17 protein-coding genes and 1 tRNA gene are annotated in these 17,660 nt (G+C 72.4%); 4 read left to right on the top strand and 14 right to left on the bottom strand.

Features of this window, described 5'->3' with window-relative positions:
- Window positions 1–65: 65 nt before the first annotated feature.
- Window positions 66–398, bottom strand: coding sequence for a rhodanese-like domain-containing protein (locus tag ACFFJB_RS05145; RefSeq protein ID WP_376830090.1), 333 nt, complete (start codon window positions 396–398; stop codon window positions 66–68).
- A 366-nt stretch (window positions 399–764) separates the two neighbouring features.
- Between ACFFJB_RS05145 and ACFFJB_RS05140 the strand changes: the two genes are divergently transcribed.
- The gene (locus ACFFJB_RS05140; RefSeq protein WP_376830089.1) at window positions 765–2,162 is read left to right on the top strand and encodes a cytochrome P450; all 1,398 of its coding nucleotides are present in this window, start codon (window positions 765–767) and stop codon (window positions 2,160–2,162) included.
- A 48-nt stretch (window positions 2,163–2,210) separates the two neighbouring features.
- Here ACFFJB_RS05140 and ACFFJB_RS05135 read toward each other — a convergent pair whose 3' ends face one another.
- Complete coding sequence (locus tag ACFFJB_RS05135; protein WP_376830087.1) at window positions 2,211–3,200, bottom strand: alpha/beta hydrolase; 990 nt, start codon at window positions 3,198–3,200, stop codon at window positions 2,211–2,213.
- Window positions 3,201–3,500: 300 nt separating this feature from the next.
- Here ACFFJB_RS05135 and meaB point away from each other — a divergent pair, with 300 nt between their 5' ends.
- Window positions 3,501–4,517 (top strand): methylmalonyl Co-A mutase-associated GTPase MeaB, encoded by a 1,017-nt coding sequence (meaB, locus tag ACFFJB_RS05130; protein WP_376830085.1) that lies wholly within the window; start codon window positions 3,501–3,503, stop codon window positions 4,515–4,517.
- Window positions 4,518–4,527: 10 nt separating this feature from the next.
- On the opposite strand, the gene ACFFJB_RS05125 is transcribed toward meaB, so the two are convergent.
- Window positions 4,528–5,514 carry an alpha/beta hydrolase gene (locus tag ACFFJB_RS05125; protein ID WP_376830083.1) on the bottom strand — a complete coding sequence of 329 codons (987 nt, stop codon included), beginning with the start codon at window positions 5,512–5,514 and terminating at the stop codon, window positions 4,528–4,530.
- Between the two features lie 191 nt (window positions 5,515–5,705).
- A complete protein-coding gene (locus ACFFJB_RS05120) occupies window positions 5,706–6,473 on the bottom strand; it encodes an SDR family NAD(P)-dependent oxidoreductase (protein ID WP_376830081.1) in 768 nt (255 codons plus the stop codon).
- Window positions 6,474–6,545: 72 nt separating this feature from the next.
- On the opposite strand from ACFFJB_RS05120, the gene ACFFJB_RS05115 reads away from it, so the two are divergent.
- A complete protein-coding gene (locus ACFFJB_RS05115) occupies window positions 6,546–7,355 on the top strand; it encodes an FkbM family methyltransferase (RefSeq protein ID WP_376830079.1) in 810 nt (269 codons plus the stop codon).
- 30 nt (window positions 7,356–7,385) lie between these two features.
- Here the strand turns inward: ACFFJB_RS05115 and ACFFJB_RS05110 are convergent, their stop codons facing one another.
- The 8 genes from ACFFJB_RS05110 to ACFFJB_RS05075 all read right to left on the bottom strand — a co-directional run bounded on the left by ACFFJB_RS05110 (window position 7,386) and on the right by ACFFJB_RS05075 (window position 13,088).
- On the bottom strand, window positions 7,386–7,784 hold the full coding sequence (locus tag ACFFJB_RS05110; RefSeq protein ID WP_376830077.1) for a Ros/MucR family transcriptional regulator: 399 nt from the start codon (window positions 7,782–7,784) through the stop codon (window positions 7,386–7,388).
- Window positions 7,785–8,112: 328 nt separating this feature from the next.
- Window positions 8,113–8,190: transfer RNA gene (locus ACFFJB_RS05105), tRNA-Pro, on the bottom strand.
- 287 nt (window positions 8,191–8,477) lie between these two features.
- The gene (locus ACFFJB_RS05100) at window positions 8,478–9,164 is read right to left on the bottom strand and encodes a MerR family transcriptional regulator (RefSeq protein WP_376830076.1); all 687 of its coding nucleotides are present in this window, start codon (window positions 9,162–9,164) and stop codon (window positions 8,478–8,480) included.
- A gap of 160 nt (window positions 9,165–9,324) precedes the next feature.
- Window positions 9,325–9,639, bottom strand: coding sequence for an integration host factor subunit alpha (locus ACFFJB_RS05095; RefSeq protein WP_376830074.1), 315 nt, complete (start codon window positions 9,637–9,639; stop codon window positions 9,325–9,327).
- Between the two features lie 99 nt (window positions 9,640–9,738).
- On the bottom strand, window positions 9,739–10,716 hold the full coding sequence (locus tag ACFFJB_RS05090; protein ID WP_376830072.1) for a beta-ketoacyl-ACP synthase III: 978 nt from the start codon (window positions 10,714–10,716) through the stop codon (window positions 9,739–9,741).
- Between the two features lie 13 nt (window positions 10,717–10,729).
- A complete protein-coding gene (plsX, locus tag ACFFJB_RS05085) occupies window positions 10,730–11,776 on the bottom strand; it encodes a phosphate acyltransferase PlsX (RefSeq protein ID WP_376830070.1) in 1,047 nt (348 codons plus the stop codon).
- 206 nt (window positions 11,777–11,982) lie between these two features.
- Window positions 11,983–12,519, bottom strand: coding sequence for a YceD family protein (locus tag ACFFJB_RS05080; RefSeq protein WP_376830068.1), 537 nt, complete (start codon window positions 12,517–12,519; stop codon window positions 11,983–11,985).
- The gene (locus ACFFJB_RS05075) at window positions 12,516–13,088 is read right to left on the bottom strand and encodes a ubiquinol-cytochrome C chaperone family protein (RefSeq protein WP_376830066.1); all 573 of its coding nucleotides are present in this window, start codon (window positions 13,086–13,088) and stop codon (window positions 12,516–12,518) included. Before ACFFJB_RS05075 ends, ACFFJB_RS05080 begins: the two co-directional genes overlap by 4 nt.
- Window positions 13,089–13,354: 266 nt before the next feature.
- Here ACFFJB_RS05075 and ACFFJB_RS05070 point away from each other — a divergent pair, with 266 nt between their 5' ends.
- Entirely contained in the window at window positions 13,355–13,816 is a 462-nt protein-coding gene (locus ACFFJB_RS05070; RefSeq protein ID WP_376830064.1) for an outer membrane protein assembly factor BamE, read from the top strand.
- Between the two features lie 147 nt (window positions 13,817–13,963).
- Here the strand turns inward: ACFFJB_RS05070 and ACFFJB_RS05065 are convergent, their stop codons facing one another.
- Together ACFFJB_RS05065 and thiL are read right to left on the bottom strand one after the other, a co-directional pair.
- Window positions 13,964–16,102, bottom strand: a complete 2,139-nt coding sequence (locus tag ACFFJB_RS05065; RefSeq protein ID WP_376830062.1) for a sodium-translocating pyrophosphatase — start codon at window positions 16,100–16,102, stop codon at window positions 13,964–13,966.
- Between the two features lie 444 nt (window positions 16,103–16,546).
- Window positions 16,547–17,554, bottom strand: a complete 1,008-nt coding sequence (thiL, locus tag ACFFJB_RS05060) for a thiamine-phosphate kinase (RefSeq protein ID WP_376830060.1) — start codon at window positions 17,552–17,554, stop codon at window positions 16,547–16,549.
- Window positions 17,555–17,660 lie beyond the last annotated feature (106 nt).

Here is a 17,660-nt window from a genome sequence, read left to right as displayed (position 1 = left end):
CCCCGCGGGGGGGCCCGGCGTCGCGTCAGCCGCCGGTCTGGCCGGCGGCCGCGCGGCGCGGCGTCTCAGCCCTGCTCCACCGGCTCGTCAGCCTCGATCCAGTCGAGAATGCCGCCGGCGTAATGCTCGCGATAGGGCAGCCCCGCCTCGCGCGCCTTTGCGATCGCCGTCTGCGAGCGTTTGCCCGACCGGCAGGAGAACACCAGGCGCCTGCCGCCCGGATCCGGCAGCCTGCTGGCGTCGAAGGTGGAGAGCGGAAACAGCACCGCCCCGGGAATGTGGCCGGCGGCGTATTCATTGGGCTCACGCACGTCGACCAGCAGGATGCTGCCGTCCGCCAGCCCTTTCTTGATGTCCTCACGGTCGAGGTTGACAATCCCCGGCGCGTCTTCCGCCATCGTATCACTCTCCCTGGCCCGCCGCCCGCCGGGCGGGACAACCGCCGCCAGGATCAGCCGGCGACGCGGCTGGCCGCATGTGCAGGATCGCCGACGCCGCAATCCGGCGTCCGTTGGTTCGCGCAACTGTGCAATGGCCGCGCCGGGCCCTCAAGCATGAAAATTCCGTCCGGCCGCAAAAAATGCGGACGTCCGCCGCCCTGGCGCGCAGGGGGGCCGGGACCGTCCCGGGCGGGCGGGCGCGGCCCGTGCGCCTGGCGGCCGCACGCCCCTCCCGGGCGCCGGCGGGCGGATTATATATGTTGTCCGCCACACGGGGCGCCCGTCCGCCGGGGCGGGGCGCGCCCGCCGCCATGGAGATCCGCCTTGACCGCAGACGCCGCCTCCCGCCCCGACGCCTCCGGCCCCGCCGCAGGCGTGCGCGCCGTGCGCCCGCGCCGGCGCCGCGGCCCGCTCAGCGTCATCGCCAGCCTGGTGCGCAATCCGGTGGCCGGCTGGCCGCCGGAAATCTACGAGGCGCCCCTGGTGCGCACGCGGCTCATCGGCCGGCCGGCGTTTTTCGTGATGGACCCCGCCCTCGTGCATGAGGCGATGGTGGAGAAGGCGGACATATTCGTGAAGGACCGCGCCACCCGCCGGGCGCTGGGGCCGGCGCTGGGCCAGGGCATCCTCACCGCCAACGGCGACCACTGGCGCTGGCAGCGACGGCTGGCGGCGCCGGTGTTCCGCCACGAGCGGCTCACGGCCATGCTGCCGGCCATGACGGCGGCGGCGGAGGAGACGGCGGCGCGCTGGCGCGCGCTGGAGGGCGCCGTCGTCGACGTGGCCCACGAGATGATGCGCGCCACCTTCTCGGTGATCGTCGCCACCATGCTGAAGGACGCGCCGGACATGGACGTGGAGCGCGTCGCCCGGGCGATCGCCGATTCGCTGGAGAGCTCGGGCTGGCCCATCGCCCTGGCGCTGCTGGGGGCGCCGTCATGGACGCCCTACCCCGGCAGCCGGCGCGCCGCCGCCGGCCGGCGCTACCTGCGCGGCTGCATGCAGGCGGCGATCGACGCGCGCCGGGCGGCGGGCGCGACCGGCGGAAGCGACCTCACCAGCCTGCTGCTGGGCGCCGCCGATCCGCAGACCGGGCGGCGGATGGACGACGCGCTCGTCATCGACAACCTGGTGACCTTCATCGCCGCCGGACACGAGACCACGGCCCTCGCCCTCACCTGGACGTTCTGGCTGCTGAGCCAGCATCCGGACGTGGCGGCGCGGCTGCGGGCGGAGGCGCGCGCCGTGGCGCCGCACGGCGTGACGGCGGAAAACGTCGGCCAGCTGGCTTACGCCCGCCAGACCCTGCAGGAGGCGATGCGGCTGTATCCGCCGGCGGCGGCCACGGTGCGCACGGCGCGCGAGGCCGCCACCCTTGGCGGCGAACGGATCCCCCGGCGCGCCACGCTGGTCATCCCGATCCACGCCATCCACCGCCACCGGATGCTGTGGCCGGAGCCGGAGCGGTTCAATCCGGAAAATTTCGCGCCCGGGGCGGTGAAAGCGCGGCCGCGCCACGCCTTCATGCCGTTCGGCGCCGGGCCGCGCATCTGCATCGGCATGGGCTTCGCCCTGCTGGAGGGAACGGCGATCCTCGCGACGCTGGCGCGGGAATTCGCGCCGGAGCCGGCGGGCGAAATCCCGCCCGAGCCGCAGCTGAAGATCACGCTGCGGCCGCGCGGCGGCCTGCCGATGCGCATCCGCCGCGCCCCGGCCGGCTGACGCAACGGCGGCCGGCGCGGCCAGGGCGGCGCCCGCAAGGCCCGCCGCTCAGTCCTGGGCGTGGGCGCCGCGTTCGATGGCGCGGCGCACCACCGCGCGCACGTCTGCATTGGTGAGAAAGGTGTCGTGGCCGATGACGCCCCAGCCATAGCCGGAGGCGTCCACCACCTTCACCCCCAGCGGCTCCAGCTGCGCGCGCGCCGCGGCGCCGACGCGGGCCACGCCGCCGGCGACGGCCTCGGACAGGGCGAGCGCGGTGTCGCGGGTGGAGCCGATGACGGTGATGTGGGCGGCCAGCGGGCCGATGCGCTTCAGCGAGGTGGCGAACAGGTCGACGTCGATGTCCGGCGCCGCCAGCACGATGGCGCCGATGCGCGCCGCAAGGTCCATGGAGCCGCTCAGCGCCCACAGCTGGCGCAGCGTCTCCATGGTCAGCAGGCAGCCCATGGAGTGGGCGACGATGTTGACCACGCCGCCGGCGGGATTGCGGCCCAGCGACTCGAGAATGTCCTGGAAGGCGTCGCGCGACCACATGGCGCTCTCGCGGTCGTAGCCATAGTCGAGGATGGCGTCGCGGGAGGGCCAGGAGAAGGCCACGGGCACGCCGTCGAAGCCAATGCCGCGCGCCAGGGTGATGGCGTCGACGACGCTGGTGGCGAACGACGTCTTGTAGCCGTGCACATAGACCAGCACGTTGCTGCCGCCGACGGCGGCGGTGAGCGCCGCCACCGGATCGCCCGGGCCGAGCCCCTCGACGCCGGTGAGGCTCCAGCGGCCGGCGACGGCGGCCACCGCCTTGCCCACCAGCGACCTGTCGTTGTCGCGCATCAGGGCGCGCACCACGCGCGTGCCGCCCGAGCGCTCCGGACCGAACCAGGGGCTGCTCCCGGCGCCGTTCACGGGCCTGCGCGTCGTCACGGCGTAGACGAAGGCGTCGGCCGGCGGCCCGGCGTGCGCCGCGCGGCCGCCGCCGGCGGCGAGCGCGGCCCCGGCGAGGGCCAGCGCCCTGCGGCGCGTCACGAAAGTGCGACTGTTCATGTCAACCAGCCAGTCAGGAAACGGAAGCCGCGGCGCGGCGGCCGGCGGCGGAATGCCCCGGCAAGTGGGCGGCATGATGGCGGCGCCCGCTCTGGCCTGAATCGTTGCGGCGGGGTATGGCTCCCCGGAGGGGGCGCGCGCCGCCCCCCCGCCCCGTTTCCGCAAGGCCGCCGGCGCGCCCAGGGCCCGGCGCGGCCGCCGGAAACGGCGACCGTTCCGCCTGCGGCCGCCGCTCCCGGACGGAGTCCGCCGGCGCCGCCCTGACGCGGCTCGCGCGAGCCGCCCCAGTTCCGGATGCAGATGATCATGACCGCACAGACAGCCCCTCGCCCGCCCGCCGTTGACGTCGCGGCCCTCGCCGAACGGCTGGTCGCCGGCGATCGCGCTGCGCTGGCGCGCGCCATCACGCTGATCGAATCGAAGCGCGAGGATCACCGCGCCGCCGCCCGCCAGCTGCTGCAGACGCTGATGCCGCGCACCGGCGGCTCCATCCGCCTCGGCGTCACCGGCGTCCCGGGCGTGGGCAAGTCCACCACCATCGACGCGCTGGGCTCCAATCTGACGGCGATGGGCCACAAGGTGGCGGTGCTGGCGGTGGACCCCTCCTCCACCCGCACCGGCGGCTCGATCCTGGGCGACAAGACGCGCATGGCGCGCCTGGCGGTGGATCCCAACGCCTTCGTCCGCCCCTCGCCCAGCGCCGGCACCCTGGGCGGCGTGGCGGCGAAGACCCGCGAGACCACCCTGCTGTGCGAGGCGGCCGGCTTTGACGTGGTGATCGTGGAGACGGTGGGCGTCGGCCAGTCCGAGACGACGGTGGCCGAGCTCACCGACTTCTTCCTGGTGCTGATGCTGCCGGGCGCCGGCGACGAGCTGCAGGGCATCAAGAAGGGCATTCTCGAGCTGGCCGACATGATCGCCGTCAACAAGGCGGAGGGCGAGAACCAGAAGCGCGCCCGCGCGGCGGCGGCGGAGTACATGGCGGCGCTGCACATCCTCGCGCCGGCCTCGAAACTGTGGACGCCGCCGGTGATCACCATCTCCGGCCTCGCCAACATCGGTCTCGACCGGCTGTGGGAGCACGTGCTCGACCACCGCCGGCGCATGGAGGCGGCGGGCGAGCTGCAGGCCAGGCGCCGCGCCCAGGAGGTGCGCTGGATGTGGACGCTGGTGGAGGAGCGCATGCACGCGCGCCTGCGCAATGATCCGGCGCTGCGCGAGCGCGTGCCGCAGATCGAGGCGGCCGTGCGCGCCGGCCAGACGCCGGCCACGCTCGCGGCGGAGGAGATCTGCCAGCTCGCCGGCCTCGCCGGCTGAGCCCGGCCGCTCACGTCCGCTCCTGCTGCAGGCGGGCGATGGCGGCGACAGTCATGGCCACCGGCTCCGGCGCCGCCGGCAGGCTGGCGTGGTCCACCCCCGGCGCCAGCTCCAGCTGGCGCAGGAAGGGCGCGCCGGCGAAGGCCTCGGCGTAGCCGCCGGCGCGGAAGCAGTCGTCGTCGGCTCCGGCGATCACCGCGAACGGCCGCCGGATGGCGGCGATGGCCCCGCGCCAGTCGCGCGGCGGGCCGAAATTCATCGCCAGGCTGTAGTCGAAGCTGTCGGCGAACCGGCCCCGGCCGGCCGGGGCGACGGCGAAGCGCGCCACCGGCAGGCGGTTGAAGCGCCGCACGCCGGACCGGTTGAGCAGCATGAGGGCGAGGAGCCGCGGCCAGCCGATGCGCAGCCACGCGCCGCCGCCGGCCGCGGGCATGCTGGTGGGTGCGTCCGGCCCGAGGAAGGGCGCCAGAAACATGAAGCTCTGGAAGCGCGACCCCAGCGGCCCGGCCGCGACCCGCAGGGCGAGCCCGCCGCCGGCGGAGTAGCCGGCGAGGGTCAGCGGCTGCGGCGGCCGCACGGCGTCGAGCAGCGCCGCCACATCCGCCTCGAGCTGGCCGACGTAATCAATGTGTCCCCGCTCGCCGCTGGCGCCGTGGCCGCGGATGTCCGGCGCGTAAACCGCAAAACCCGCCGCCGCCAGCGCCTGGGCAAGCGGATGCATGGTCTCGCTGCAGGCGAGCACGCCATGGAGCAGGATGACCGCGCCGCGCGCCCCGCCGCGCCCCGCCGGCGGATAGGCGCGCAGGGCCAGCCCGGTCCCGCCGTCTCCGCGATAACGCGACAGCGGCGGGGCCGGCGCGGCGCCGCCGTCATGGAACGGCGCCGCCCGCCTTTCCGGGAAGGACGACGGAACCCCGGGTCCGCCGAAAATCAGCGCCCCGGCCAGCAGGGCCGCGGCCACGGCGACGAACGACAGCAGGACAAGCACGACCGGCATCACCAGCCTCCCGCCCCCCCGGTGGCCCCGTTCCGGGCCGCCCCGCGTCATGCCCCCCGCCGCGCCGGCCCCGCCCGGCGTCGCGCCGGGCCGGCCTTCTCCCGCGCCGCGGCGGAGAACCGCCACAGACGCCAGCATGTTACGCCGCGCCCGCCACGGTCACAACCGGGGGGCGACGGCGCGGACGCGGATCAGAGCGTCGACACCAGATGGCCGCCGTCCACGGCGATGGTCTGGCCGGTCATCCAGCTGGCCGCGTCGGAGGACATCAGCAGGATGGCGCCGTCGAGGTCCGTCTCCTTGCCGAGGCGGCGCATGGGGATGCGGCGGATCATGGCCTGGCCCGGCTCGGTCTCGAAGAATTCGCGGTTGATGTCGGTGAGGATGTAGCCGGGCGCCAGCGCGTTGACGCGGATGCCGTAGCGTGCCCACTCCAGGGCCAGCGCCCTGGTCATGTGCACCACCGCCGCCTTGGAGGCGACATAGGGCACGATGGCCTGGGCGACGCGGAAGCCGAGAATCGAGGCGATGTTGACGATGACGCCGCCGCGGCCGGCCGCCTTCCAGTTGCGGCCGGCGCGGGCGCACACCAGCCATGCGCCGCGCAGGTTGGTGTTGATCACCTCGTCGAATTCGGCGGTGGAGAGCTCCATGGCGAGGCCAGGGCGGGAGATGCCGGCGTTGTTGATGACGATGTCGACCGGACCCTGGGCAGCTTCGGCCTCCGCGAAGGCGCGCCCGACGGACGCTTCGTCGGTGACGTCGAGCGAGACGGCGCAGGCGTTCGCCCCCATGCCCTGCAGCTCCGTCACCAGCTCGGCGAGGCGGTCGGCGCGGCGGGCGGCCACGGTGACCACCGCGCCGCAGCGGGCGTAAAGCCGGGCGAAATGGGCGCCCAGGCCGCCGGAAGCGCCGGTGATGAACACATGTTTGTTGCTGACAAGCGCGCCAAGGTCCATTGATTGTTCCCCTGAGTTTCGTCCGTCGCCGCGCAGCGCGCGCCGCGACCGCATTCCGTGCCGGAGCCTCTGATGCAGGACACGCGCGCTCCAATCGCAACAGCCGCCCGCAAGGTCAAGCTGGGGGGCGCGACCGTCATGGTCTGCGACGACAAGCCGACGTTCTGGGCGCGGGTCGAGGCCGGGGCCTGGGAGCCGGGATCGCTGGCGGCCATCGCCCGGCACGCCCGGCCGGGGACGCAGTTTCTCGATCTGGGCGCATGGGTGGGCCCCACCTGCCTCCATGCGGCGGCGCTGGGCGCGGACTGCGTGGCGGTGGAGGCGGATCCGGCGGCGCTGGCGGAGCTGCGCGCCAATCTGGCGGCCAATCCGGAGCTGGCGGCGCGGGTGACGGTGATCGCCGCGGCGGTGAGCGCCGCGGCGGAGCCGGTGACCATGGCGGCGCGGCGCAAGCCGGGCGATTCCATGTCCAGCGCCCTGCTGGCGCAGGCGGCCGCGGCCGGCGGGCGCGCCGTGTGGCGGGCGCCGGCGGTGACGCCGGCGCAGCTGGCCGCGCGCCTTGATCCGGCGCGGCCGCTGATGGTGAAGCTGGACATCGAGGGCGGCGAATTCGCGCTGCTGCCGCACATGGCGCCGCTGCTGATGCGGCCGGCGACCGGCGGCGCGGCCACGCTGCTGCTGGTCTCGTTCCATCCCGGCATCCTCGCCGAGAGCGGCGCGGGGCCGGACGAGACGCGGCGGCGGATGGAGGCGGCGCTGGCGCCGCTCGTGGGCTGGCGCAGCGCGGCGATCGCCGCCGGCGGCCCCTGCCCCGCCACGCCATGCGCTGCGGAGATCATCGCCGGCCGCCAGCCGGACGCGTGGCTGTTCGCGCGTCCGTGAGTCCGGCGACGCGCCCGCCGGAGGCGGGCGTCAGCCGCCCGTCTTGCCGCCGGAGCCGAGGCCGATGTTGCGCGCCAGCTGCGAGCGCATGGCGGCGTAATTGGGCGCCACCATGGGATAGTCTGGCGGCAGGCCCCATTTGGCGCGGTATTCCGCCGGCGTGAGGCCGTAGGCGGCCCGCAGGTGACGGGTGAGCGAGCGGTAAGGCCGGCCGTTCTCAAAACAGATGATGTAGTCCGGGGTGACGCTCTTGCGGATCTGCGCCGGAGTGAGCGGCGCCGGGCGCCCGGCCCGCTCCTGGTCCTCCGGCGTCTGCGCGAGCTTGCGAAATGACTCGTGAATCCGGCTGATCAGCTGCGGAAGTTCCGCCGCGTCGATCTGGTTGTTGGCGACGTATGCGCAAACGACGTCAACTGAAAGGCGCAGCATATCTTCAGTATTTTCCATAGCGTCAAACCCGTAAGCCGCAATGTATTTCAAATATAAAGACACCCCACTTATACCTCCTCATACCGTTACGTCAATTCCTCTATTGTCCGGACGGCGCGCCCGCGCCCGCCAGCGCGCGGAAAGTCGCCGCCAGGGGCGTGCGGGACCGGAAAAAAGCTGGCGCGCGGGCGTGAAAACGCCGGCGTTTCCTGCGGACCGGCCGGCGGCGGACCGGCGCCGCGACAGGCTGACGCAGCCGGGACCGGCACCTGCCGGCGCCATCAGCGCGCACGTGCGGAAAAGGACGATGCGGAAACTGCGGAAAGAATGGTCGGGCAGGCGGGATTTGAACCCACGACCCCTAGTCCCCCAGACTAGTGCGCTAACCGGGCTGCGCTACTGCCCGCCAGATAACCGGTCACGGGGATGTTCCCCGCGCACGCAGGCGTAACCTGACGTTGCCCGCCTTATAGTGAAGGCGCCTGGCGAAAGCAACGCCTCCGGCCGGCAATGGCTGTGGGTAGTCCCCATTTCGCCGCCGCCCTGCGGCGGACGGCGCCGGCGCGGCCGCTCCTGCGGAGAAGAATGCGGGGACAGGCGGGAGGGAACGGAAGGGAAAGGTGCGGGCGAACCGCGGCGCGCCCGCAGGCCCCTCCCCGCCCCGGCGGCGTGCTGGCGCGGGCGCGGCGGTCCTCAGTCGGCGCCGGCGGCGTCGCCGCGGGCGTGGGCCAGCAGGCGCCGGCACTCCAGCAGCTCCGCCAGCGCCTCCTCCAGCAGGCGCCGGCGCCACGGCGGCATGGCCGCGGCGGCGGAGACAGCCTCGCCCCCGGCGGCGGGCGGGCCGGCGGGCGCCATGGCGTGGGCGGGCCCGGTGAGCGGCGGCTCGCCGCGGTGCGCCATGGCGACCGGCGGCGAGGCTGCGGCCGGCGCTTCCCGCGCCGGCGGCGGCTGTTCCGCCCCCCCGCCGTCGCCAGGCGGCGGCCAGTCATCGCCGGCGGCCGGGCGGGGCGCGACGGACGGCGCGTCGCTGGCGGCGCCGTCAGGCCAGGCGGCGGGCTCGCCAGGGCGCGCGGCCGGGGCAGGCGGGGCGTCGCCGGCGCCGATCTGCTGCACGTAGCGCACCCCCTCCTCCTTCAGGATGCGCTGCACGCCGCGGATGGTGTAGCCCTCGCCGTAGAGCAGGCGGCGGACGCCGCGGATCAGCAGCACGTCCTCGGGGCGGTAAAACCTGCGGCCGCCGCCGCGTTTCAGCGGGCGGATCTGGCTGAACCGGGTCTCCCAGAAGCGCAGCACGTGCTGCGGCACGTCAAGCTCCGCCGCCACTTCGCTGATGGTGCGGAACGCGCCGGGCTCCTTGTCCGATGTCTGGCGGTCAGTCAAAGCTTTGTTCCGCGTCGCTGGTGTGGGCCATCCTCTTTAACATGCGCCGGGCCCGGCGCCGTGTGCGTGCTGTTGCGGAACGTCCGGCTCCCGGCGGCGCGGCGCGCGGGCCCCTCAGGCCGCGACGGGGCGCCCGTGGGCGCCCCGCGTCATGTCCGGTTCAGTCCTGCTGCGCTGCGGCGAGCTGGCCGTTGATTCTGGCCTTCAGCACGTTGGAAGGCTTGAAGACCATGACGCGGCGCGGCTCGATGGGCACCTCGACGCCGGTCTTGGGGTTGCGGCCGATGCGGCGGCCCTTTTCGCGCACGACGAAGGAGCCGAAGGAGGAAAGCTTCACCGTTTCTCCGCTGGCGAGGCAGTCGCACATTTCCTTCAGGACCTGCTCGACGAGCTCGGCCGATTCTGTCCGTGACAGCCCCACCTTCTGGTACACTGCTTCGCAAAGATCTGCGCGCGTAACGGTGCGCCCCGCCATTTTCGCCCCACCTGATGAAAACTGAACCTATCTCTTTGGAATCACACGTAAACCGTGGAGACTTCGCGGTCAACAACTCCGACAGACGCCAGGTAACCCTCACCACCGGATCAGCGCGCTTCCCCAGGTGAAGCCGCCGCCCATCGCCTCGATCATCACCAGGTCGCCTTCCTTGATGCGGCCGTCGGCGCGGGCGGCGGCCAGCGCCAGCGGAATCGACGCGGCGGAGGTGTTGCCGTGCTGGTCGACGGTCACCACCACCTTTTCGCGCGCGATGCCCAGCTTGTCGGCGCTGGCGGTGATGATGCGCCGGTTGGCCTGGTGGGGCACGAACCAGTCGAGGTCGCCGGCGGTGATTCCGGTGGCGTTGAAGGCGTCCTCGATCACGTCGGTGATCATGCCGACGGCGTGGCGGAACACCTCGCGCCCCTCCATGCGCAGGTGGCCGACGGTGCGGGTGGAGCCCGGCCCGCCGTCCACATAGAGCTTGTGGCGGTGGCGTCCGTCGGAACGGATGTGGGTGGTGAGCACGCCGCGGTCGGTGACCGCGCCGGGCTGCTCGCGGGCCTCGAGCACGATGGCGCCGGCGCCGTCGCCGAACAGCACGCAGGTGGTGCGGTCCTCCCAGTCGAGCAGGCGCGAAAAGGTCTCGGCGCCGACCACCAGCGCGCGCCGGTGCGAGCCGGAGATGAGGAACTTGTCGGCCGTGGCCACGGCGAAGACAAAGCCGGAGCAGACCGCCTGCAGGTCGAAGGCGGCGCCGTGGGTGATGCCGAGCCCCGCCTGGATCTGGGTGGCGGTGGCCGGGAAGGTGTGATCCGGCGTCGAGGTGGCGCAGATCACCAGGTCAATGTCTCCCGGCTCCAGCCCCGCGTCGGCGAGCGCCGCCTGCGCCGCGCGCACGCCGAGCACCGACGTGGTTTCGTCGTCGGCCGCGATGCGCCGCTGGCGGATGCCGGTCCGCTGGACGATCCATTCATCTGACGTGTCGACAAGCCCCGCCAGCTCGTCGTTGGTCACCACGCGGGGCGGCAGGTAAGCGCCGCAACCGCGGACCACCGAACGCAAACGTGTCACGCGCCCATACTCCTCAGGCTTGCCCGGCAGTCGCCAACGGCCCGTCCCTGCCAAGAACCAGGGCCCGGATGTTCGACATCAGGTCGAACCGGGCCATGTCATATCCAAGTTCAATCGCGCTGGCGAAGCCGAGCGCGTCCGTTCCCCCATGGCTCTTGATGACGATTCCTTCAAGGCCCAGGAACACGCCGCCATTGGCGCGGCGCGGGTCCATGCGCTCCCGCAGCGCGTCAAAGGCGCTTCTGGCCAGCAGGTAGCCGAGTCGGGTCAGCCACGAGCTGGACATGGCGGCGCGCAGGTGGGCGGCGAACTGCCTCGCCGTGCCTTCCGCCGCCTTCAGGGCGATGTTGCCGGTGAATCCCTCGGTCACCACCACGTCGACGGTGCCCTTGCCGATGTCGTCGCCCTCGACGAAGCCGTGATAGGAAAGATGCGGGAAATCGCTCTCGCGCAGGATGCGGCCCGCCTCCTTCACCACCTCGAGGCCCTTCACCTCCTCGACGCCGACATTGAGCAGGCCCACGGTGGGCTTCTCTATGTCGAGCACGATGCGGGCCATGGCCGCGCCCATGATGGCCAGATCAACCAGATGGGCGGCGTCGGCGCCGATGCTGGCGCCGATGTCGAGCACCACGCTCTCGCCGCGCATGGTGGGCCACAGGCCGGCGATGGCCGGGCGGTCCACGCCCCCCATGGTGCGCAGGCAGAACTTGGCCATGGCCATCAGCGCGCCGGTGTTGCCGGCCGAAAGGGCGATGTCGGCGTCGCCCTGCTTCACCGCCTCAAGGGCCATCCACATCGAGGAGTGATAGCGTCCCTGACGCAGCGCCTGGCTTGGCCTGGCGTCCATGGCCACCGCCACGGCGGTGTGGCGCAGTTCGGAGGCCGCCTTCAGCGCCGGATGCGCGTCGAGCAGCGGGGCGATTTTCGCCTCGTCGCCGGTCAGGACGAATTTCAGGTCCGGCCGCCGCTCCAGGGCCATGGCCGCACCGGGAATGGCGACCTGGGGCCCCAGGTCGCCGCCCATGGCGTCAATCGCGATGCGGATGGAACGTGACATTTATGGGGACTGCATCCTGTTGGCTCTGACGCGCCTGCCGGGGCGGCCCGCGGACAATAACCGCCGCCGGACATCCCGCAACGCTGGAGATCAGGCTGTAAACAACATCGGCGCCGTTAGGCAAGGGCGACGGCGGCCCCGCCAAGCGCCCCCCGGCTCAACCATGCCGGCGTGTCGGCAATGTGACGGACCCCGTCCCGCCGCGCTCAGCCGCCGTCGCCGGAGGGCTTCAGCCGGCGCAGGGCGGCGAAGGGCGAATCCCCGTCCTCCGGATCCTTCCAGTCAAAGGAGGCCCCGGGCCGGCGCGGCCAGGGATCGATGGCCAGCGACAGATATTCCGCCGCCAGCGCGCCAAGGTCGATGCGGTCGTCGATGATGGGCTCGATGTCCTCAACCCTGCCGTCGCCGTCATCGTCAAAATTGGGATTCACCCCTTCCGGCGGCGCGTCCTCGGAGAAGACGAGGTCGATGTCCTCGTCGATGGCGGAATCGAACTCGTCCAGCGTCACCACGCAGGTCTGGCGGATTTCGGCGCGCAGGCGCCCCTTCACCCGCAGCCGGCGGGCGTCGCCGCCCAGGGTGAAGGTGGCCTTCATGTAAGGCAGGGCGCGCAGGTCGAAGGCCCTGGCCATGCGGGCGCGGGCGGCCTCGTCGGCCTCCACGGTCACGCGGGCGCCGCCGCGCGGCAGGGTGGAGACGCGCACCACATGCGACAGGAACGGCGCGGGATCATGGTCGGTCATTGCAGGTCTCCTTCGGCCGCCAGCCGCAGCGCGCGGGCGTCCGGGAACAGCTCCGGCGCGGCGGCGTCCGGCTGCGGCGCGATCTGCGCCAGGGAAAGCCCGGCCAGATGCGCCTCCGCGGCCATGGCGTAGCGGGCAAGCTGCGGCGCCGGCCCGTCCCCGTTCAGCACGTTGCGACCCAGCGCCGCCGCCAGCGTCACGGCGTCGCCGGCGTCGAGGGCGGCGCCATAGGTAAGGGCGCGGCCGTAGAATCCCCTGGCGATCAGCTTCATGCGCTTCGGCACGGTGGTGTCGCCCATGCCGATCTCGCGCAACGCGTGCTCCACCTGCTCGAACACGGTGTCGACGAAGGCCTGGCCGATGGCGTCGGCGGGCGGCGGCAGGTCGCGCAGGCGCCTCATGGCGAGAATGGCGTGCAGCTCCAGCGCCTCCAGCCGGCCCTGGGTGGTGTCGGGCACGCCGTAGGATTCATAGAGATCCGGCTGGCGCGCCGCGGCGGCCACGCGCCGGTACAGATGATCGACGGCGGCGCGGTGCGGATCCCGCCGCCTGAAGAAACCGAAAACCACGCGCGCTTTACTCCCTGCAGGGCCGCCCGCGGCGGCCCGCCCGCCGGCCGCGGGCCGGGTTCTTGCCAAACAGACGCCAGCGGGGTACGCCTCCAGCGACGATGATGCAAGGCCGTCGCGCCTCCGGCCGGCGCCCGCCGTTTCCGATCCGGGACGCGACAGGCCGCGGCGACGTGCTAAGATCGCGCCGGCGCGCCGTCCCGCGCGGGGCGGGCGGTCTTTCCGGTCCGGACAGCGACCCGCAGCGACCTACAGAAGGTGACAGAATGGCGAAGGCCTTACTCCGCAACGTCATGATCGCCGCCGCGCTCGCCGGCGCCGCCATGCTTCCCGGCGGCTGCGCGAAGGAAGTCATCGTGCACGGCCAGCAGGTGGACGAAGCCATGCTGGCGAAGATCCGTCCCGGCACGAGCGTCGAGACGGTGCTGACGGAGCTGGGCACCCCCACCACCACCTCCACGGTCGGCAACAAGACGTTCTACTACATTTCGCAGACCCGCGAACGCAAGGTCCAGTTCCTCAACCCCACCATCACCGACCAGCGGGTGGCGGCGATCTATTTTGACAGGAATTTCAGGGTCGAGCGCGTGGCGCTGTACGGGCTGAAGGACGGCGAGGTGTTCGACTTCGTCACCCGCACCACGCCCACCAGCGGCCAGGAGCGCTCCTTCGTGCGCCAGATGTTCAAGGGCCTCGGCGCCAGCAACATGAACCCGTTCGCCACCTGAGCCCGCGCCCCGCGCGGCGGGGCGTCCACGGGCGGACGGAAAAGGCCCGCGCAACGGCAGGGCCCGCGGTTTCCCGCGGGCCCTTTTTTTGCGCCGCACGTCGCGCCTGACGCGCCCCGGCGGCGCGCCCCCTCCCCGCCCGGCGCCTCAGCCGGCGTGCGCCAGCATGGCCAGCAGCAGCAGGGCGACGATGTTGGTGATCTTGATGGCCGGGTTCACGGCCGGGCCGACGGTGTCCTTGTAGGGATCGCCGACGGTGTCGCCGGTCACCGAGGCCTTGTGCGCCTCCGAGCCCTTGCGGTGGGTGACGCCGGCGTCATCGGTGAAGCCGTCCTCGAACGACTTCTTGGCGTTGTCCCAGGCGCCGCCGCCGGAGGTCATGGAGATGGCGACGAACAGGCCGGTGACGATGACGCCGAGCAGCATGGCGCCCACCGCGGCGAAGGCCTGGCTGCGGCCGGCCACGGCGTTGATGACGAAATAGAGCACGACGGGCGCCAGCACCGGCAGCAGCGAGGGAACCACCATCTCGCGGATGGCGGCCCGGGTCAGCATGTCGACGGCGCGGGCGTAGTCGGGACGGTCGCGGCCCTCCATGATGCCGGGCTTCTCGCGGAACTGGCGGCGCACCTCCTCCACCACCGCGCTGGCGGCGCGGCCGACGGCGGTCATGGCGATGCCGCCGAACAGGAAGGGGATGAGGCCGCCCAGCAGCAGGCCCACCACCACATACGGATTGGCGAGCGAGAAATCGACGTTCACCCCCTGGAAATAGGGGTAACGGTCGGCGTTGGCGGTGAAGTAGCGCAAGTCCTCGTTATAGGCGGCGAACAGCACCAGGGCGCCGAGGCCGGCCGAGCCGATGGCGTAGCCCTTGGTGACCGCCTTGGTGGTGTTGCCCACCGCGTCAAGGGCGTCGGTGGAGCGGCGCACCTCCGGCGGCAGGCCGGACATTTCGGCGATGCCGCCGGCGTTGTCGGTGACCGGGCCGAAGGCGTCGAGGGTGACGATCATGCCGGCGAGGCCGAGCATGGTGGTGACCGCCACCGATATGCCGAACAGGCCGGCCAGCTTGTAGGCGACGATGATGCCGGCGACGATGACGACGGTCGGCAGGGCGGTGGCCTCCAGCGACACCGCCAGCCCCTGGATGACGTTGGTGCCGTGGCCGGAGACCGAGGCCTGGGCGATGGAGCGCACCGGCCGGTAGCCGACGCCGGTGTAATATTCGGTGATCAGCACGATCAGCGCCGTCGCCACGAGGCCGGCCAGTCCGCACAGGAACAGGGCGAAGCCGTTGAGCACGAGGCCGCCGGCGCCCGCGACGTCGCCCCAGCCCGGCAGCAGGTGGGTGGCCGCGGCCAGCCCCACGACGGAGAGCACGGTGGTGGCGGCGAGACCGCGGTAGAGCGCGCCCATGATCGACTGGCTGGGCCCGAGCCGCACGAAATATGCGCCGGCGATCGAGGTGACGATGCAGGCGGCGCAGATGGCCAGCGGATAGAGCATCATCGCCGGTAGCGCCGGCGCGCCGGCGAAGAAGATCGCCGCCAGCACCATGGTGGCGACCACGGTGACGGCGTAGGTCTCGAACAGGTCCGCGGCCATGCCGGCGCAGTCGCCGACATTGTCGCCGACATTGTCGGCGATGGTGGCGGGGTTGCGCGGATCGTCCTCGGGAATGCCGGCCTCCACCTTGCCGACGAGGTCGCCGCCCACGTCGGCGCCCTTGGTGAAGATGCCGCCGCCCAGACGGGCGAAGATGGAGATGAGCGAGGCGCCGAAGCCAAGGGCCACCAGCGCGTCGATGACGACGCGGTCGCCAGGGGCGGCCCCCACCGGGCCGGTGAGCACGGCGTAATAGCCGGCGACGCCGAGCAGGGCGAGGCCGGCCACCAGCAGGCCGGTGACGGCGCCGGCGCGGAAGGCGATGTCGAGGCCCGCGGCCAGCGAGCGCGACGCGGCCTGGGCGGTGCGGACGTTGGCGCGCACCGAGACGTTCATGCCGATGAAGCCGGCCGCGCCGGAGAGAATGGCGCCGATGGCGAAGCCGACCGCCACCAGAAAGCCGAGCAGCAGCCAGAGCGCCGCGAACAGGATGACGCCGACGGCCCCGATGGTCAGGTATTGCCGCCGGAGGTAGGCCTGCGCCCCTTCCCGGATGGCGCCGGCGATTTCCTGCATGCGCGCGTCGCCTGCGTCGGCAGCCATGACCGCGCGGATGGTGACGGCGCCATATACAATGGATAGCGCTCCCAGAAGAATAATAATCAGCACTGCAGCCATGTCGTTTCTTCCCTGACGTTCCTGCCGGCGGCTCCGCCGCATGTGTCGCGCCGCATGCGACGACGCGCCGCGTCATGTCATTCAGTGACATGACATGATTGCTGTTTTTGCTTCTCCCGGCAAATCCGGCCGCAGCCCGTGTCTGGCGCAACCACGCCCCGCCAGCGCGCGGGTCACGGCCATGTGACGCAATAAATGGGCGTGCCTTTTACAACAGTTCATCAGAACGGCGACATCACGGGACGTGTCGATAACTTTCCGTGACGCAAATGCGCATGTCCTCATGCATGACCGGCGCGGATCACTGTTTTGTCCGGCGCCAGGTCAGGCGAACGTCCGTCTGTTCGCCATTTCCGCATATGTTACATGTTATATCATTTAACAAACGCAGGAAATTTCCGCCGCCCGCCGCCGGCGCGGCGGCGGGCCGCAGGCAGGGCCGCATCAGAAATGCGTGAAGGCGCCGGGGCCGAGATCGACGGCGCGGTCGCGCCAGCGGGTTTCGAACGGCGCGTCCGCGGGGAGAATCTCGCCCACCGCGGCGAGGCCGCAGCCGGCGGCGCGCGCCGCAGCCGCCAGCGACTCATAGTGATCCGGCGGCGCCGTCAGCAGCAGCTCATAGTCGTCGCCGCCGCCGAAGATCTGGCGCGCCAGGCTGTCGTCGGCGGCCAGCGCCGCCGCCGCCGCCGGCGACAGCGGCGCGTCGTCGAGGATGAGCAGGGCCGAGACGCCGGAGGCAAGGGTCAGCTTGCGCAGGTCGCCGATGAGGCCGTCGGAGATGTCCATGGCGGCGCTGGCGAGGCCGCGCACGGCCTCGGCCAGGGCGTTGCGCGGCTGCGGCTCCAGATAGCGCCGCGCGAGGGCGGCGGCGTGGTCCGGGCCGATGGCGTCGAGCCAGGCGGGCCGCGGCGCGTCCGGACCTGCGACCTGCGCCCGGCGCGCCTCGAGACCGAGGGCGGCGTCGCCGATGGTTCCGGTCACGGCGATGATGTCGCCGGCGCGGGCGCCGTCGCGCCGGGCCATGGTTCCGCGCGGGATTTCGCCGAGGGCGGTGATGGCGACGGTGAGCGGCCCCGGCGTGCGCATGGTGTCGCCGCCGAGCAGCGGACAGCGGCGGGCGCGCGCGTCCTCGCCGAGGGCCGCGGCGAAGGCGGCGAGCCAGTCGCGCGTCCACCCCTCCGGCAGGCCGAGGGTGAGCAGGAAGCCCACCGGCCGCGCGCCCTTGGCGGCGAGATCGGACAGGTTCACCCGCAGCGCCTTGCGGGCGACGCTTTCCGGCGGATCCTCCGGGAAAAAGTGCACGCCGGCGATCACGCCGTCGGTGGTGACCACCAGCTCGTGGTTCTCGGAAAGGGCCAGACGCGCGGCGTCATCCCTGAGACCAAGACCTCCCTCCCCGGCGAGCGGCGCGAAAAAGGTCGCGATCAGGTCGTTTTCGGACATGTCCGCCATGGCGTTCTCCCCTGGCTCCGGCGGCCGGCGCCGACGCGTCACCGCCGGAGTGAACGCCGGAAGCCGTCGCAAGGCAAGCCGCAGACAGAAACGCCCGCGGCGGACG

The organism is Camelimonas abortus (genome assembly GCF_042432745.1).
Classification (GTDB): domain Bacteria; phylum Pseudomonadota; class Alphaproteobacteria; order Rhizobiales; family Beijerinckiaceae; genus Camelimonas; species Camelimonas abortus.
Note: the sequence above shows the minus strand (reverse complement) of the source record. Positions and strands in the feature narration are given on the sequence as shown.

Excerpts from the sequence above, each read along its gene's own strand:
- ACFFJB_RS05125 (WP_376830083.1), bottom strand. The coding sequence starts at position 5,514 with ATGCCGGTCGTGCTTGTCCTGCTGTCGTTCGTCGCCGTGGCCGCGGCC.
- ACFFJB_RS05065 (WP_376830062.1), bottom strand. The coding sequence starts at position 16,102 with ATGGCTGCAGTGCTGATTATTATTCTTCTGGGAGCGCTATCCATTGTA.
- thiL (WP_376830060.1), bottom strand. The coding sequence starts at position 17,554 with ATGGCGGACATGTCCGAAAACGACCTGATCGCGACCTTTTTCGCGCCG.
- ACFFJB_RS05145 (WP_376830090.1), bottom strand. The coding sequence starts at position 398 with ATGGCGGAAGACGCGCCGGGGATTGTCAACCTCGACCGTGAGGACATC.
- ACFFJB_RS05115 (WP_376830079.1), top strand. The coding sequence starts at position 6,546 with ATGCAGGACACGCGCGCTCCAATCGCAACAGCCGCCCGCAAGGTCAAG.
- plsX (WP_376830070.1), bottom strand. The coding sequence starts at position 11,776 with ATGTCACGTTCCATCCGCATCGCGATTGACGCCATGGGCGGCGACCTG.
- ACFFJB_RS05095 (WP_376830074.1), bottom strand. The coding sequence starts at position 9,639 with ATGGCGGGGCGCACCGTTACGCGCGCAGATCTTTGCGAAGCAGTGTAC.
- ACFFJB_RS05070 (WP_376830064.1), top strand. The coding sequence starts at position 13,355 with ATGGCGAAGGCCTTACTCCGCAACGTCATGATCGCCGCCGCGCTCGCC.
- ACFFJB_RS05135 (WP_376830087.1), bottom strand. The coding sequence starts at position 3,200 with ATGAACAGTCGCACTTTCGTGACGCGCCGCAGGGCGCTGGCCCTCGCC.
- ACFFJB_RS05110 (WP_376830077.1), bottom strand. The coding sequence starts at position 7,784 with ATGCTGCGCCTTTCAGTTGACGTCGTTTGCGCATACGTCGCCAACAAC.
- meaB (WP_376830085.1), top strand. The coding sequence starts at position 3,501 with ATGATCATGACCGCACAGACAGCCCCTCGCCCGCCCGCCGTTGACGTC.
- ACFFJB_RS05120 (WP_376830081.1), bottom strand. The coding sequence starts at position 6,473 with ATGGACCTTGGCGCGCTTGTCAGCAACAAACATGTGTTCATCACCGGC.
- ACFFJB_RS05080 (WP_376830068.1), bottom strand. The coding sequence starts at position 12,519 with ATGACCGACCATGATCCCGCGCCGTTCCTGTCGCATGTGGTGCGCGTC.